The sequence below is a fragment of the Enterobacter sp. Li2LvB3 genome (assembly GCF_056156645.1).
In genome coordinates this window covers 1-15,365 of record NZ_JBSICG010000009.1, presented here as the reverse complement: position 1 = coordinate 15,365, position 15,365 = coordinate 1, and the positions used below count along the sequence as shown (strand labels likewise).

Sequence of the window (15,365 nt, the reverse complement as noted above, 5' to 3'; positions counted from 1 at the left end):
ATCTGTCAAGTCTGCTCCTCATCCTTCTCACTGTAATTGCGTTACAGCTCAAAATGATGCAGAGAACTTGATATTACTCGCCTTTAGCTGCTTTGAAAGCTTCAGCCATTGCGTTGTTAGAGAAGTTTGCATCTTCCTGTTTGTTAACAGTTGCGATTGCATCTTTCTCGTCAGCTTCGTCTTTAGCACGTACGGACAGGCTGATAGCGCGGTTCTTACGGTCAACACCGGTGAACTTAGCTTCAACGTCGTCGCCAACGCTCAGAACCAGAGTTGCATCTTCAACGCGGTCACGTGAAGCTTCAGAAGCGCGCAGGTAACCTTCAACGCCGTCAGCCAGTTCTACGGTTGCGCCTTTAGCGTCAACTGCAGTCACTTTACCGTTTACGATTGCGCCTTTCTTGTTCAGTGCAACCCAGTTGTTGAACGGATCTTCTGCGAGCTGTTTAACGCCCAGGGAGATACGCTCACGCTCTGCGTCAACTTGCAGAACAACTGCTGCGATTTCGTCGCCTTTTTTGTATTCACGAACTGCTTCTTCGCCTGCAACGTTCCAGGAGATGTCAGACAGGTGAACCAGGCCATCGATGCCGCCGTCCAGGCCGATGAAGATACCGAAGTCAGTGATAGACTTGATTTTACCTTCAACACGGTCGCCCTTGTTGTGGGTTTCCGCGAACTGCTGCCATGGGTTGTTTTTGCACTGTTTCAGGCCCAGGGAGATACGACGACGTTCTTCGTCGATATCCAGAACCATAACTTCCACTACATCACCAACGTTAACAACTTTGGATGGGTGGATGTTTTTGTTGGTCCAGTCCATTTCGGAAACGTGCACCAGACCTTCAACGCCTTCTTCGATTTCAACGAAGCAGCCGTAGTCAGTCAGGTTGGTAACGCGACCAGTCAGTTTAGTACCTTCTGGGTAACGTTTAGCGATAGCAACCCATGGATCTTCGCCCAGCTGTTTCAGGCCGAGGGATACACGAGTACGTTCGCGGTCGAACTTCAGCACTTTAACAGTGATTTCGTCGCCAACGTTCACGATTTCGCTTGGGTGCTTAACGCGTTTCCACGCCATGTCGGTGATGTGCAGCAGGCCATCAACGCCGCCCAGGTCAACGAATGCGCCGTAGTCAGTGAGGTTCTTAACGATACCTTTGACTTCCATGCCTTCCTGCAGGTTTTCCAGCAGCTGATCACGTTCTGCACTGTTTTCGGATTCGATAACAGCACGACGGGAAACAACAACGTTGTTACGCTTCTGGTCCAGCTTGATTACTTTGAACTCAAGCTCTTTGCCTTCCAGGTGCAGGGTGTCACGAACTGGACGAACGTCTACCAGAGAACCTGGCAGGAACGCACGAATACCATTCAGCTCAACAGTGAAGCCGCCTTTAACTTTGCCGTTGATAACACCGACTACAGTTTCAGCTTCTTCGTAAGCTTTTTCCAGCGTGATCCAAGCTTCGTGACGTTTAGCTTTTTCACGGGACAGCAGGGTTTCACCGAAGCCGTCTTCTACTGCATCCAGAGCAACGTCAACTTCGTCACCAACCTGGATTTCCAGCTCGCCCTGGGCGTTTTTGAACTGCTCTGCCGGAATGGCGGACTCAGATTTCAGACCGGCGTCAACCAGTACTACGTCTTTGTCGATAGCAACAACAACACCACGAACGATGGAACCCGGACGGGTTTCGATTGTTTTTAAGGATTCTTCAAATAGTTGAGCAAAAGATTCAGTCATGTTTAATCTTCAGGTTAATATAACGTCCACCTGGCTCCTGCCGGATGGGGTTGTTTCACATACCCGCCGTCAATCCATTGCAGCGGGGGTACTGCTAAATCGGTCGCAATTACGCGAGTGCCAGTTTCTGGCGCGCATATTGTAGCGCTTTTTCAATCACTTGCTCAATAGTTAAACTGGTTGAATCCAGAACTAATGCATCTTCTGCAGGAACAAGTGGGGCAACGGCGCGGTTACGATCGCGGTCGTCGCGCTCTTTTATCTCGGATAAAAGGCGATCAAAGTTAACACTAAAGCCCTTCTCCTGCAACTGAAGCATACGGCGATGCGCACGTTCTTCAGAGGAAGCATCAAGGAAAATTTTAACAGGTGCATCAGGGAATACCACTGTACCCATATCACGCCCATCGGCTATCAGACCTGGCGCTTCACGGAAGGCACGTTGGCGACGCAGCAGCGCCTCGCGAACGCGTGGAAACGCAGCAACCTGAGAGGCGGCATTAGCCACTTCCTGCGTGCGGATTTCTCCGCTCACATCTTCCCCTTCCAGGATCACTTCAAGGTTGCCGTCGGTCGACACAAAACGCACATCCAGGTGCGCCGCCAGCGGTACCAGCGCTTCTTCAGATGCGACATCCACATGGTGATGCAACGCAGCCAGGGCCAGCACGCGATAGATTGCTCCTGAATCTAAAAGATGCCATTGCAATGCTTCCGCCATCGCCTTGCACAGAGTACCTTTCCCTGCGCCACTAGGCCCATCAATGGTGATTACCGGGGCAACTGCCGTCATCTTTTTCTCCTTAATCAAGGCATACCGTTAACATAAACGCCGCGCATTATACGCGCCAACGTGCGCAACTGTTACCTTTGCGTGCAAATTACGGATTTAATGAAGCAGAGTGTAGAAGAAATGGGCAGGAATGAACGTCAGGAAGCGTAAGGAAATGCCGCATCGCAGAATGCGGCATAATGTCATCAGGCCAGCGTGCTAATGCGCGCCAGCTGCTCGAAGTAGTCCGGGAAGGTTTTCGCCGTACATTTCGGGTCGAGAATAGTCACAGGCGTGTCGGACAACGCCACCAGCGAGAAGCACATCGCCATACGGTGATCATTGTAGGTACCAATTTCTGCAACCTGCAATTTGGCCGGAGGTGTCACGCGAATGTAATCTTCGCCCTCTTCTACCTCTGCACCCACTTTACGCAATTCGGTCGCCATCGCAAACAGACGATCGGTTTCTTTCACGCGCCAGTTATAGATATTACGCAGCGTGGTAGTACCTTTCGCAAACAGCGCAGCTGTCGCAATGGTCATTGCGGCATCCGGGATATGGTTCATGTCCATATCGATGGCGTTCAGCTCGCCATGTGTACAGGAGATGAAATCATCACCCCAGGTCACAACAGCCCCCATTTTCTCCAGCACGTCAGCGAAACGGATATCGCCCTGCACGCTGTTACGCCCGATACCGGTCACTTTCACCGTACCGCCTTTAATCGCGCCGGCAGCCAGGAAGTAAGAGGCAGATGACGCATCGCCTTCAACCAGGTAGTTGCCCGGGGACTGATATTGCTGCGCGCCACGCACGACAAAGCGTTGATACGTCTGGTTTTCAACGTCAACACCGAAGGTTTTCATCAGGTGCAGCGTGATATCAATGTAAGGTTTAGAAACCAAATCACCTTTAATGGTAATGACTGTATCCTGCGGTGCCAGTGGCGCGGTCATCAACAGGGCTGTCAGAAACTGGCTTGAGACGCTGCCGTCAACTTCAACGGAGCCACCGGTAAAACCACCGCGCAGACGCAGTGGCGGATAATTTTTCTGCTCCAGATAATCAATCTGCGCGCCGCCCTGACGAAGGGCATCCACCAGATGACCGATTGGACGCTCTTTCATGCGCGGCTCGCCGGTCAACACAATGTCGTTGCTGCCCAGGCACAGGGCAGCTGCCAGCGGACGCATCGCGGTACCGGCGTTCCCCAGGAACAGTTCTAGCGCTTCGCCAGAGTGCAACGCACCACCGTTACCGGTCACTTCGCAACGCGTGCGATCATCAGACAGCGTATAATGAACTCCCAACGCTTTCAGCGCATTGAGCATATGGCGAACATCATCGCTGTCCAACAGATTTGTAAGGACGGTGGTGCCGTTTGCCAGAGCTGCCAGCAGCAGAGCGCGGTTCGAGACACTTTTTGAACCAGGCAGATTAATGGTGCCATCTACCCGCGCGATAGGTTGTAACGTCAGGGATTCCATGAAACTTAACTCTCAACTCAACATAATAAAAACCCCGCAGCATAACTGCGGGGGTGAAAAATCAGCGTGATTAACCGCGGCGACGTTCGAAGTCGACCATGAAATCGGTCAACGCTTTCACGCCTTCCAGCGGCATGGCGTTATAAATAGAAGCACGCATCCCACCCACCACACGGTGGCCTTTCAGCGCGTGCAGACCCGCCGCGAAGGACTCTTCAAGGAAGAGCTTATCCAGGCTGCTGTCGGCGAGCTGGAAAGGTACGTTCATGCGAGAGCGGTTGGATTGCGCCACGTCGTTGCGGTAAAAATCGCTCTTATCAATCACACCGTACAGCAGATCGGCTTTTTGCTGATTGATCTTGTCCATCTGCGCCACGCCGCCATTCTGCTTCAGCCATTTGAAGACCAGGCCTGCCAGATACCAGGCAAATGTTGGCGGGGTGTTGAACATAGAGTCGTTGTCGTTCAGCACGGTGTAATCAAGGATTGACGGGCATGAAGTATGGGCTTTGCCCAGCAAATCTTCACGCACGATGACCAGCGTCAGCCCAGCCGGGCCGATATTTTTCTGCGCGCCCGCGTAGATAACGCCGAAACGGCTGACATCAATTGGCGCGGAGAGGATTGTTGAGGAGAAGTCGGCAGCAACCACCACATCTTTGCCGAAATTCGGCACTTCATCGATGGCAATACCGTCAATGGTTTCGTTCGGGCAATAGTGCAGATACGCAGCGTTGTCAGAAAGCTGCCACTCGCTCATCGGCTTAACGGCGCGCAGGCCATCAACGGTGATTTTGCCGTCGATAACATTTGGTGAGCAGTATTTTTTGGCTTCTTTAACGGCGCTTGCCGCCCAGTAGCCAGCATCAACGTAGTCAGCAGTGGTTTTGTCGCCCAGGATGTTCAACGGTACGCCCGCAAACTGACCGCGCCCGCCGCCGTGGCAGAACAATACTTTGTAGTTCGAGGGAATATTCAGCAGATCACGAAAATCCTTTTCTGCTTCTTCAGCTACCTGAATAAATTCTTTGCCACGGTGACTGATTTCCATCACCGACGTGCCCAGACCCTGCCAGTCACAAAGTTCCTGTTGAGCCTGTTTGAGCACATCCACCGGTAACATTGCCGGACCTGAACTGAAATTAAAGACTTGAGCCATTTCCCTCACCACGCTAAAAGCAATAAGTTATTACTGTGGATATCGGTTTTATCATTCAGTGACACGCGCCGCAATGTCTAAAACTTATGACCGGCGAAATGTGCCCGTCGTCACACAATACAATCTGCCACCTCGCTGTAACAAAACCGACAAAATGGCTGTCAGGTGATACGTTTGGCCCGGCTAACCTTCGACCATTCTGGATTCGTGCAACGGGGACATAATTGATGCTCTCCTGCCTGCATCGCTTCGACATGGCTGCATCTTATACAGGCATACTCACCCGTTTCAGGTATCGTCTTAAACCGCTCAACGAAGCTTTCAGGAAGGATACACAGGCCAGGCTTCACATCATCATCGCGATAGAAATAAATGCTGATTTGTCCGTTCGTTTCCATGATGGCCAGACGCACCTGCCCGAGCTGTTCTACGCTGTTGAGCCGCAACTCCATAAAGAATTCAAATTCCGTCATATTGGCGCCGCGGACTTTCTCCCAGGCCAATTGCCCATCTTCGACGATGACCACCGGTTTCCCTTCAAACAGGTCTTCCAGCTTTTCGCTTTTTGACATCAACCACATCACCAGCCGGTACAGCAGGCCCAGTGAGACAAAAACCACGAAGACCGGCACCATCGGCACATCGTCATAAAAGGCAACATCCCCGGCCGCGGACCCTAGCGTCAGGATAATAAGCACTTCAAAAAGCGACATCTGGCGAACACCGCGACGCCCGGTAATTTTGAGGAAAAGAAAGACCAGGATGAAGGTATAAAGACTACGCAGCGCCACCTCCCATAAAAAATCGGGTGGAACTTTGTCAAATGCCATCCGATGAAGATCGAATGCTTTCATTTTTTTATGCCTTAACAGAGAGTTACTGTCACTAAGCATAGCCCAGTCATTTATTTTCGCCGAAGATAGCACCCGTCACGCAAAACCCGTATCATTGCGCGCTTTACGTACGATAAAAGTGAACGCCATGACTCAAACGTTTATCCCCGGCAAAGACGCCGCTCTGGAAGATTCCATCGCTCGCTTCCAGCAGAAACTGACCGACCTGGGCTTTAATATTGAAGAAGCCTCCTGGCTGAATCCGGTTCCTCACGTCTGGTCCGTGCATATTCGCGACAAAGACTGCGCGTTGTGCTTTACCAACGGTAAAGGCGCAACCAAAAAAGCCGCACTGGCCTCTGCGCTGGGTGAGTATTTTGAGCGTCTGTCCACCAACTATTTCTTCGCCGACTTCTGGCTGGGTGACACCATCGCTAATGGCCCATTCGTTCACTACCCGAATGAAAAATGGTTCCCGCTGACCGAAGATGACGAACTGCCGGAAGGTATTCTGGATGCCCGACTGCGCGCGTTCTACGATGCCGATAACGAACTGACCGCCAGTATGCTTATCGATTTACAGTCCGGTAATGAGGATCGCGGTATCTGTGCCCTGCCGTTTACCCGTCAGTCTGACGAGCAGACCGTATACATCCCGATGAACATCGTCGGTAACTTGTATGTGTCGAACGGTATGTCTGCCGGGAACACCCGCAACGAAGCGCGTGTGCAGGGCCTGTCTGAAGTGTTCGAACGCCACATTAAAAACCGCATTATCGCAGAATCCATCAGCCTGCCTGAAATTCCGGCCGAGGTTCTGGCGCGTTACCCGGGCGTTGTGGAGTCTATCGCGAAGCTGGAAGCTGAAGGGTTCCCAATCTTTGCCTATGATGGTTCTCTGGGGGGTAAATACCCGGTTATCTGCGTGGTGCTGTTCAACCCGGCGAACGGTACCTGCTTTGCTTCCTTTGGTGCGCATCCTGACTTTGGTGTCGCGCTGGAACGTACGGTCACCGAACTGCTTCAGGGCCGTAGCCTGAAAGACCTCGACGTGTTTACCCCGCCAACCTTCGACGACGAAGAAGTGGCTGAACACGCGAACCTCGAAACCCACTTCATCGATTCAAGCGGTTTGATCTCCTGGGATATGTTTAAGCAGGATGCGGACTACCCGTTTGTAGACTGGAGCTTTGCAGGCACCACTGAAGAAGAGTTCGCCACCCTGATGGCTATCTTCAAAGCTGAAGATAAAGAAGTCTATATTGCCGACTACGAACACCTGAGCGTATACGCTTGCCGTATTCTGGTGCCTGGCATGTCTGATATTTATCCGGCAGAAGATCTGTGGCTGGCAAATAACAGTATGGGTGCGCATCTTCGTGAAACACTACTGTCTCTGCCAGGTAGCGAGTGGGAAAAAGAAGACTATCTGAACCTGATCGCGCAACTGGACGACGAAGGTCACGATGACTTTACCCGTGTGCGTGAGTTGCTCGGTCTGGCAACCGGTAAAGACAATGGCTGGTATACCCTGCGTATTGGCGAGCTGAAAGCGATGCTGGCCTTAGCAGGTGGTGATCTGGATCAGGCGCTGGCATGGACGGAATGGACGATGGAGTTCAACCAGTCTGTCTTCTCCGCAGAACGCGCAAACTACTACCGTTGCCTGCAAACCCTGCTGCTGCTCTCGCAGGAAGACGAACGTCAGCCGCTGCAATATCTGAATGCCTTCGTGCGTATGTATGGCGCAGACGCTGTAGAAGCTGCCAGCGCGGCCCTGAGCGGTGAAGAACCGTTCTACGGCCTGCACGCTGTAGATAACGATCTGAAAGCCTTCCCGGCACATCAGTCGCTGCTGAACGCGTATGAGAAGTTACAGAAGGCTAAAGCCGCTTACTGGTCAAAATAAGCGCATATAACATTACCAACTGTAGGCGGATTCAATCGTCTGGGCTATATTACGGGGCAATTTCATTGCCCCGTTTTTTTATTTCTTTCGCAATGATTTTTGATTGTAATAATAAAGTTAAATATGGGTAAATATAATAATACTTACCTAAGCTTGACTGTTACTTTTTATGGTAAATACTCCATTTTAATTAACTGTTTTACGGGAGCGCGCACGAAAAAATTCAACTCTTTTCATAACTTTTAAAATTTATTTTTATACGGATAATCAAATACTTACTCCGCTTTCGCTGTAAAACCATACACATTGCGGGCCTATAAGCCAGGCGAGATATGATCTATATCAATTTCTCTTCTATAATGCTTTGTTAGTATCTCGTCGCCGACTTAATAAAGAGAGAGTTAGTGTGAAAGCTGACAACCCTTTTGATCTTTTACTCCCAGCTGCGATGGCCAAAGTTGCCGAAGAAGCGGGTGTCTATAAAGCAACGAAACACCCGATGAAGACCTTCTATCTGGCGATCACCGCGGGTGTGTTCATCTCCATTGCTTTTGTCTTTTACATCACTGCCACAACCGGTACTGCCACAATGCCTTTTGGCATGGCTAAACTGATTGGCGGTATTTGCTTCTCACTGGGACTGATTCTTTGCGTCATCTGCGGCGCTGACCTCTTCACCTCAACGGTGCTGATTGTCGTCGCAAAAGCGAGCGGAAGAATAACCTGGGGCCAACTGGCGCGTAACTGGTTAAACGTCTATGTTGGTAACCTGATTGGGTGTCTGCTCTTTGTTTTGTTGATGTGGTTATCTGGCGAATACATGACCGCCAACGGCGGCTGGGGGCTTAACGTCCTGCAAACCGCAGACCACAAAATGCACCACACATTTATCGAAGCTGTCGCTCTTGGCATTCTCGCAAACCTGATGGTCTGCCTGGCTGTCTGGATGAGCTACTCTGGTCGTAGCCTGATGGACAAAGCCATGATTATGGTTCTGCCGGTTGCGATGTTTGTTGCCAGCGGCTTTGAGCACAGTATCGCAAACATGTTTATGATCCCTATGGGAATTGTAATCCGCAACTTTGCGAGCCCGGAGTTCTGGACCGCGGTTGGTTCAACCCCGGAAAGTTTCTCTCACCTGACTATTATGAACTTCATTACTGATAACCTGATCCCTGTCACTATCGGGAACATTATCGGTGGGGGTCTGTTAGTTGGGTTGACATACTGGGTCATTTACCTGCGTGGCGACGACCATCATTGATGGTTATCTCAGGCAGTAAATAAAAAATCCACTTAAGAAGGTAGGTGTTACATGTCCGAGCTTAATGAAAAGTTAGCCACAGCCTGGGAAGGTTTTGCGAAAGGTGACTGGCAGAATGAAGTAAACGTCCGTGACTTCATTCAGAAAAACTATACCCCGTATGAAGGTGACGAATCCTTCCTGGCTGGCGCAACTGACGCGACCACCAAGCTGTGGGACAGCGTAATGGAAGGCGTTAAACTGGAAAACCGCACTCACGCGCCAGTTGATTTTGACACCTCCGTTGCATCCACCATCACTTCTCACGATGCTGGCTACATCAACAAAGCCCTTGAGAAAATTGTTGGTCTGCAAACTGAAGCACCACTGAAACGTGCAATCATCCCGTTCGGTGGCATCAAAATGGTTGAAGGTTCTTGCAAAGCGTACAACCGCGAGCTGGACCCAATGCTGAAAAAAATCTTCAGCGAATACCGCAAAACCCACAACCAGGGCGTATTCGATGTTTACACCAAAGACATTCTGAACTGCCGTAAATCTGGCGTTCTGACTGGTCTGCCAGATGCGTATGGCCGTGGCCGTATCATCGGTGACTACCGTCGTATTGCACTGTACGGTATCGATTTCCTGCTGAAAGACAAATACGCGCAGTTCGTTTCTCTCCAGTCTGATCTGGAAAACGGCGTAAATCTGGAAGCCACTATCCGTCTGCGTGAAGAAATCGCAGAACAGCATCGTGCACTGGGCCAGATCAAAGAGATGGCGGCTAAATACGGCTGCGATATCTCTGCTCCTGCGACCAACGCTCAGGAAGCTATCCAGTGGACTTACTTCGGCTACCTGGCTGCTGTTAAATCTCAGAACGGCGCAGCAATGTCCTTCGGTCGCGTATCCACCTTCCTGGATGCGTACATCGAACGTGATATCAAAGCAGGCAAAATCACTGAACAAGACGCTCAGGAAATGATTGACCACCTGGTCATGAAACTGCGTATGGTTCGTTTCCTGCGTACTCCTGAATATGATGAACTGTTCTCTGGTGACCCAATCTGGGCAACTGAGTCAATCGGTGGTATGGGCGTTGATGGCCGTACTCTGGTTACCAAAAACAGCTTCCGCTTCCTGAACACCCTGTACACCATGGGTCCTTCTCCGGAGCCGAACATCACTGTTCTGTGGTCTGAAAAACTGCCTCTGAACTTCAAGAAATTCGCCGCTAAAGTGTCCATCGACACCTCTTCTCTGCAATACGAGAACGATGACCTGATGCGTCCGGACTTCAACAACGATGACTACGCTATCGCTTGTTGCGTGAGCCCAATGATCGTTGGCAAACAAATGCAGTTCTTCGGTGCGCGTGCAAACCTGGCGAAAACCATGCTGTACGCAATCAACGGCGGCGTTGATGAAAAACTGAAAATGCAGGTTGGTCCTAAATCTGAACCAATCAAAGGCGACGTTCTGAAGTTCGACGAAGTGATGGACCGTATGGATCACTTCATGGACTGGCTGGCTAAACAGTACGTCACTGCACTGAACGTTATCCACTACATGCATGACAAGTACAGCTATGAAGCCTCTCTGATGGCGCTGCACGACCGTGACGTTGTTCGCACCATGGCATGTGGTATCGCTGGCCTGTCCGTTGCTGCTGACTCCCTGTCTGCAATCAAATATGCGAAAGTTAAACCAATTCGTGACGAAGACGGCCTGGCTGTTGACTTCGAAATCGAAGGCGAATACCCGCAGTTTGGTAACAACGATTCTCGCGTTGATGACATGGCGGTTGACCTGGTAGAACGTTTCATGAAGAAAATTCAGAAACTGACTACTTACCGTAACGCTATCCCGACTCAGTCTGTTCTGACCATCACCTCTAACGTTGTGTATGGTAAGAAAACCGGTAACACCCCAGACGGTCGTCGTGCTGGCGCGCCATTCGGCCCAGGTGCTAACCCAATGCACGGTCGTGACCAGAAAGGTGCTGTTGCCTCTCTGACCTCCGTTGCTAAACTGCCGTTTGCTTATGCTAAAGATGGTATCTCTTATACCTTCTCTATCGTTCCAAACGCACTGGGTAAAGACGACGAAGTACGTAAAACTAACCTCGCGGGTCTGATGGATGGTTACTTCCACCACGAAGCGTCCATCGAAGGTGGTCAGCACCTGAACGTGAACGTGATGAACCGTGAAATGCTGCTCGATGCGATGGAAAATCCTGAGAAATATCCTCAGCTGACCATCCGTGTATCTGGCTACGCAGTACGTTTTAACTCCCTGACTAAAGAACAGCAGCAGGACGTTATCACCCGTACTTTCACTCAGTCCATCTAACTGGAATTGACTGAAATCACGCGTTAAAAAGCGTACAATAAAGGCTCCACGCAAGTGGGGCCTTTTTAACACCTTCTCCACCCCAGTCTCTTTTGTCCGCTATCTATACTTTATGGATATCAGCCAAAACAGATTTAAACACAGCCGGTTTTGAGCTGTGCATACTCAGGCCCCGGACGGGTCGATGCTGGAGATATCACCGCAATGTCAACTATTGGTCGCATTCACTCCTTTGAATCCTGTGGCACTGTCGATGGCCCAGGGATCCGCTTTATTACCTTCTTCCAGGGCTGCCTGATGCGCTGCCTTTACTGTCATAACCGTGATACATGGGATACACACGGCGGCAAAGAAATCACTGTTGATGATTTAATGAAAGAGGTTGTGACCTATCGCCACTTTATGAACGCATCGGGTGGTGGTGTTACCGCTTCTGGTGGTGAAGCCATTCTTCAGGCCGAGTTTGTGCGCGACTGGTTCCGCGCCTGCCGTAAAGAAGGTATTCACACCTGCCTTGATACTAACGGTTTTGTACGTCGTTACGATCCGGTCATCGATGAACTGCTTGAAGTGACCGATCTGGTGATGCTCGATCTCAAACAGATGAACGATGAGATCCACCAGAATCTGGTTGGTGTTTCCAACCATCGTACCCTGGAGTTCGCCAAATACATCTCAGGTAAGGGTATCAACACCTGGATCCGCTATGTGGTTGTACCTGGCTGGTCAGATGATGATGACTCTGCACATCGACTGGGCGAATTTACTCGCGACATGGGCAACGTAGAAAAAATTGAGCTGCTGCCCTATCACGAACTGGGTAAACATAAATGGGTGGCGATGGGTGAAGAATATAAGCTCGATGGCGTTAAACCACCGAAGAAAGAAACCATGGAACGCGTGAAAGGCATTCTTGAGCAGTACGGACACAAAGTTATGTATTAAAAAATAGCCCGGTTTAACCGGGCTTTTTTTATGCTATCTGAACACGCCGTTAATGATCGTGGTCACAATGGCCGTACTCAGTGCAATTAAGACCAGGTCATCACCCACTACCCGCCATTCATACCCAGGATAGGAAGGAAGCTGGCCCAGCATAGACGCCGGTACTGTTTTTTTCGCAATACCCGGAGGCAGTGGTTTTCCGCGTGCGAGATTTTTCGCAATGCCCGGCGGCAATGAATCATAACCGGTTAAACCGTAATTCAATGCCAGATGACGGGCGTGATCGAAGCTCACGCGCGCATCAACATCATCACCGACGCTTTTATTTGATTTGCCGGGACTCTGATTACTATTATTTTGTTTATTGCCATGATTACCGGAATTCCCGTTCCCATGGTTGCCGCTGTTGCCTTGCCCACCACCATTACCATTGCCATGACCATTACCTGGATTTGCCAGGGCTGGCGCGGTTGCGAAGGTTAAGGACAACACGACTGCCAGAGCAGTCGTGGAAAAACGACGTATAGACATGATTGCTGCCTTTTAGTGATAGAACTCAGTTGAATTATCGCCTGGCGCAATAAACAAACAATAAGTAAAACTCTTAGTTCTGATAGGGTCAAAAAAGCCTGTCATCGACAGGCTTTTATTTATTCAGGCATGGGCCACGGGAGTCGGATGTTCGCCCGCTTTGCGCAGCAACATCAGGAGATAAATAAACGACACGCTGGCAATCATGATAAACAGCAGGTTGTCAGAATAATTCTGCATCAGCATGGCCGTCAACGTCGGCCCCAGTAAACTGCCGATGGTATAACTCAGGAGCAGCGCCTGGTTCATTGCCACCAGCTGATGATGTTCAACTTTCTCGCAAGCCCAGGCCATGGCTACCGGATAGAGAGTGAAGCCCGCCGCCCCCAGAATAAACAGCGCTGGCGCCATTGCAGCGCTGCTGAGCATCGCGAGGCAACCCATGATCACCACAAAGACCTGAACGCGCAGCACCAGCAGGCGGCCAAAGCGATCGGCAAGACGACCAATCGGCCATTGCCCGACGATCCCCGCACTGACCATAACCGCCATCCAGAAACCGATCCCGGAATCGCTGACGCCCTGATGGTTCAAATACAGTGGCATCAGGCCATAAAGCGAACCCAGCACTATCCCGGAAATGATACAGCCATTAACTCCCAGACGCGCCTGACGCAGCCTCAGCATCGGCCAGACATGGGTCACTTCCTGGTGTTCGCTCTGCTGGTTAACAATGCGGGTAAAGAGCAACGGCAGAACAGCGGCCAGGATCATGCCAGTCACCCACGGCAGGACGCTCATCAGGTCGGTTGGCAGTTTACTGACCATCAGTTGCCCAAGCACGGTTCCAACGTAGTAAACCATCATATATGCCGCCAGCAGGCGACCACGGTTGCGCGACGTGCCGCTACACATCAGGGCACTTTCAACCACCACCCAGATCATTGCGCAGCCCACACCCGCGATAAAACGCCAGACCATCCAGCTCCAGAATCCCACCATCAGGCCTAACCCGGCGCACCCGGCGGCAAAAATCAGCGATGCCAGATAATAGCTACGGTTAAAACCAACGCGCTTAATCAGGCTCCCTGTTACCAGCGTTCCCAGAAGGTTACCTGTAAAAAAGGACGAGCTAACCATGCCCACCTGCCAGGTTGGTAAGTTTTCATGGGCGAGCCAAAGCGGGACGAGGGTGTTTAACACCGCAATCGCCAGCGTCAGCAAAAGCAGGCCACAGAGCAGCAGGAGCACTGGGCGGGTATAGGTGGACATGGATTAAAAACCGTGAGGAAGTTCAGATTTCGTGCGCATCATGCCACTGGCAAAAACAAAGTCAATCCACCGATTCAGGGCGCTCGCACAATATGTGCACTGTCGATTTAAAAAACTAATCCTGCTAATGCAATGCCTGCTATCGATACAAACTATCTAATTGTTTTTATTTACCAATATCCGGAATTAAAACCAAACGACAGTCGAAAAATTTCATGATTGAAAACAAAAAAGCCGGGCACTCTGTCCCGGCTTTATATAACAAAAAAACAGCGTTAACTTGCTATGGCCATACCAACCGTCATATGCAGGCCATAGAACACACCACGGCCGATCAGCTCACCTGCCAGCACCAGAACAAAGGCCAGAGACAACAACGGTACCGCAGGCTGATAACCCTTAAGCTGAGGCACAATCCAGCACACCAGCGCCACCGCCAGCAACACCACGCGCCAGGCCATCAGCGAGCCGTAATCAGGCACCAATGCAGATGCTTGTTGAATAGAGCTGTGGATCGTTGCAAGCTCTGCCCCTTGCATCAGGGCTACGATGGCACTCACCACCAGTGCCAGGAGTGAAACCGCCGGCAGTAAACGCATCGCCCAGCCGTCTACACCCGCCACACGCAGCAGCAGGAAACCCAACAGCGGCCCACCGATGAACATCGTCAGGAAGAAGCTCATTGGCGTCCAGACGCTATACCAGGTTGGAACGGTGTCGATGGTGTTATAAACCCGCACCATCATCCACACGAACACCACACCCAGAACCATCGTGATGATTAGCCACAGGCTACGTAATCCTGAAGGTAGCTTTTTCAGTGCCGCCAGCAACCAGCCCAGCCCGCCCACAGCAAAGAAAATGGCGCCACTGGCAATTTCGTTACTGAGTGATGATGCACCCACGCGGTTCAGGGAATTAAACGCCCGCATCGGTGAACCCAGGTGCAAGGTTGAGGCGATAAAGCCAATCCCCATTAGCACCCACAGACCAAACATGCTCAGTACTAAACGCTGTTGCTGTTCAGTATTCAGATTGCCTTTTAACAACGCCAGGGCGAGCACGATAAAACCACCCGCAACGCACTGCCCAAAGACCGTGAAGATCAT

At 50.9% G+C, this 15,365-nt stretch carries 12 protein-coding genes; 4 read left to right on the top strand and 8 right to left on the bottom strand.

The window, feature by feature from the left end:
• Positions 1-73: 73 nt before the first annotated feature.
• The 5 genes from rpsA to ACS603_RS09160 form a co-directional block, all read right to left on the bottom strand.
• Positions 74-1,747 carry a 30S ribosomal protein S1 gene (rpsA, locus tag ACS603_RS09180; protein WP_010429251.1) on the bottom strand — a complete coding sequence of 558 codons (1,674 nt, stop codon included), beginning with the start codon at positions 1,745-1,747 and terminating at the stop codon, positions 74-76.
• Between the two features lie 109 nt (positions 1,748-1,856).
• Positions 1,857-2,540 carry a (d)CMP kinase gene (gene cmk / locus ACS603_RS09175; RefSeq protein ID WP_182060237.1) on the bottom strand — a complete coding sequence of 228 codons (684 nt, stop codon included), beginning with the start codon at positions 2,538-2,540 and terminating at the stop codon, positions 1,857-1,859.
• 185 nt (positions 2,541-2,725) lie between these two features.
• The gene (gene aroA, locus ACS603_RS09170) at positions 2,726-4,009 is read right to left on the bottom strand and encodes a 3-phosphoshikimate 1-carboxyvinyltransferase (protein WP_182060236.1); all 1,284 of its coding nucleotides are present in this window, start codon (positions 4,007-4,009) and stop codon (positions 2,726-2,728) included.
• A gap of 70 nt (positions 4,010-4,079) precedes the next feature.
• Positions 4,080-5,168: a 3-phosphoserine/phosphohydroxythreonine transaminase gene (gene serC / locus ACS603_RS09165; RefSeq protein ID WP_182060235.1), complete on the bottom strand. Its 1,089-nt coding sequence runs from the start codon at positions 5,166-5,168 to the stop codon at positions 4,080-4,082.
• Positions 5,169-5,329: 161 nt separating this feature from the next.
• Entirely contained in the window at positions 5,330-6,022 is a 693-nt protein-coding gene (locus ACS603_RS09160) for a DUF421 domain-containing protein (RefSeq protein WP_182060234.1), read from the bottom strand.
• Positions 6,023-6,149: 127 nt separating this feature from the next.
• On the opposite strand from ACS603_RS09160, the gene ycaO reads away from it, so the two are divergent.
• The 4 genes from ycaO (at position 6,150) to pflA (ending at position 12,453) form a co-directional block, all read left to right on the top strand.
• The gene (gene ycaO / locus ACS603_RS09155) at positions 6,150-7,910 is read left to right on the top strand and encodes a 30S ribosomal protein S12 methylthiotransferase accessory factor YcaO (protein WP_182060233.1); all 1,761 of its coding nucleotides are present in this window, start codon (positions 6,150-6,152) and stop codon (positions 7,908-7,910) included.
• A gap of 406 nt (positions 7,911-8,316) precedes the next feature.
• Positions 8,317-9,174: a formate transporter FocA gene (gene focA / locus ACS603_RS09150; protein WP_182060232.1), complete on the top strand. Its 858-nt coding sequence runs from the start codon at positions 8,317-8,319 to the stop codon at positions 9,172-9,174.
• 51 nt (positions 9,175-9,225) lie between these two features.
• Positions 9,226-11,508 (top strand): formate C-acetyltransferase, encoded by a 2,283-nt coding sequence (gene pflB, locus ACS603_RS09145; RefSeq protein ID WP_182060231.1) that lies wholly within the window; start codon positions 9,226-9,228, stop codon positions 11,506-11,508.
• Between the two features lie 204 nt (positions 11,509-11,712).
• Entirely contained in the window at positions 11,713-12,453 is a 741-nt protein-coding gene (gene pflA / locus ACS603_RS09140) for a pyruvate formate lyase 1-activating protein (RefSeq protein WP_182060230.1), read from the top strand.
• A gap of 33 nt (positions 12,454-12,486) precedes the next feature.
• On the opposite strand, the gene ACS603_RS09135 is transcribed toward pflA, so the two are convergent.
• The 3 genes from ACS603_RS09135 to ACS603_RS09125 all read right to left on the bottom strand — a co-directional run.
• The gene (locus ACS603_RS09135; RefSeq protein ID WP_182060229.1) at positions 12,487-12,984 is read right to left on the bottom strand and encodes an anti-virulence regulator CigR family protein; all 498 of its coding nucleotides are present in this window, start codon (positions 12,982-12,984) and stop codon (positions 12,487-12,489) included.
• Between the two features lie 123 nt (positions 12,985-13,107).
• Entirely contained in the window at positions 13,108-14,256 is a 1,149-nt protein-coding gene (locus ACS603_RS09130) for an MFS transporter (protein WP_182060228.1), read from the bottom strand.
• 275 nt (positions 14,257-14,531) lie between these two features.
• Positions 14,532-15,365: dimethyl sulfoxide reductase anchor subunit family protein (locus ACS603_RS09125; RefSeq protein ID WP_474944133.1), on the bottom strand; the 834-nt coding region annotated here is incomplete at its 5' end.

Excerpts from the sequence above, each read along its gene's own strand:
- rpsA (WP_010429251.1), bottom strand. The coding sequence starts at position 1,747 with ATGACTGAATCTTTTGCTCAACTATTTGAAGAATCCTTAAAAACAATC.
- cmk (WP_182060237.1), bottom strand. The coding sequence starts at position 2,540 with ATGACGGCAGTTGCCCCGGTAATCACCATTGATGGGCCTAGTGGCGCA.
- aroA (WP_182060236.1), bottom strand. The coding sequence starts at position 4,009 with ATGGAATCCCTGACGTTACAACCTATCGCGCGGGTAGATGGCACCATT.
- ACS603_RS09160 (WP_182060234.1), bottom strand. The coding sequence starts at position 6,022 with ATGAAAGCATTCGATCTTCATCGGATGGCATTTGACAAAGTTCCACCC.
- serC (WP_182060235.1), bottom strand. The coding sequence starts at position 5,168 with ATGGCTCAAGTCTTTAATTTCAGTTCAGGTCCGGCAATGTTACCGGTG.
- pflA (WP_182060230.1), top strand. The coding sequence starts at position 11,713 with ATGTCAACTATTGGTCGCATTCACTCCTTTGAATCCTGTGGCACTGTC.
- ACS603_RS09135 (WP_182060229.1), bottom strand. The coding sequence starts at position 12,984 with ATGTCTATACGTCGTTTTTCCACGACTGCTCTGGCAGTCGTGTTGTCC.
- pflB (WP_182060231.1), top strand. The coding sequence starts at position 9,226 with ATGTCCGAGCTTAATGAAAAGTTAGCCACAGCCTGGGAAGGTTTTGCG.
- ycaO (WP_182060233.1), top strand. The coding sequence starts at position 6,150 with ATGACTCAAACGTTTATCCCCGGCAAAGACGCCGCTCTGGAAGATTCC.
- ACS603_RS09130 (WP_182060228.1), bottom strand. The coding sequence starts at position 14,256 with ATGTCCACCTATACCCGCCCAGTGCTCCTGCTGCTCTGTGGCCTGCTT.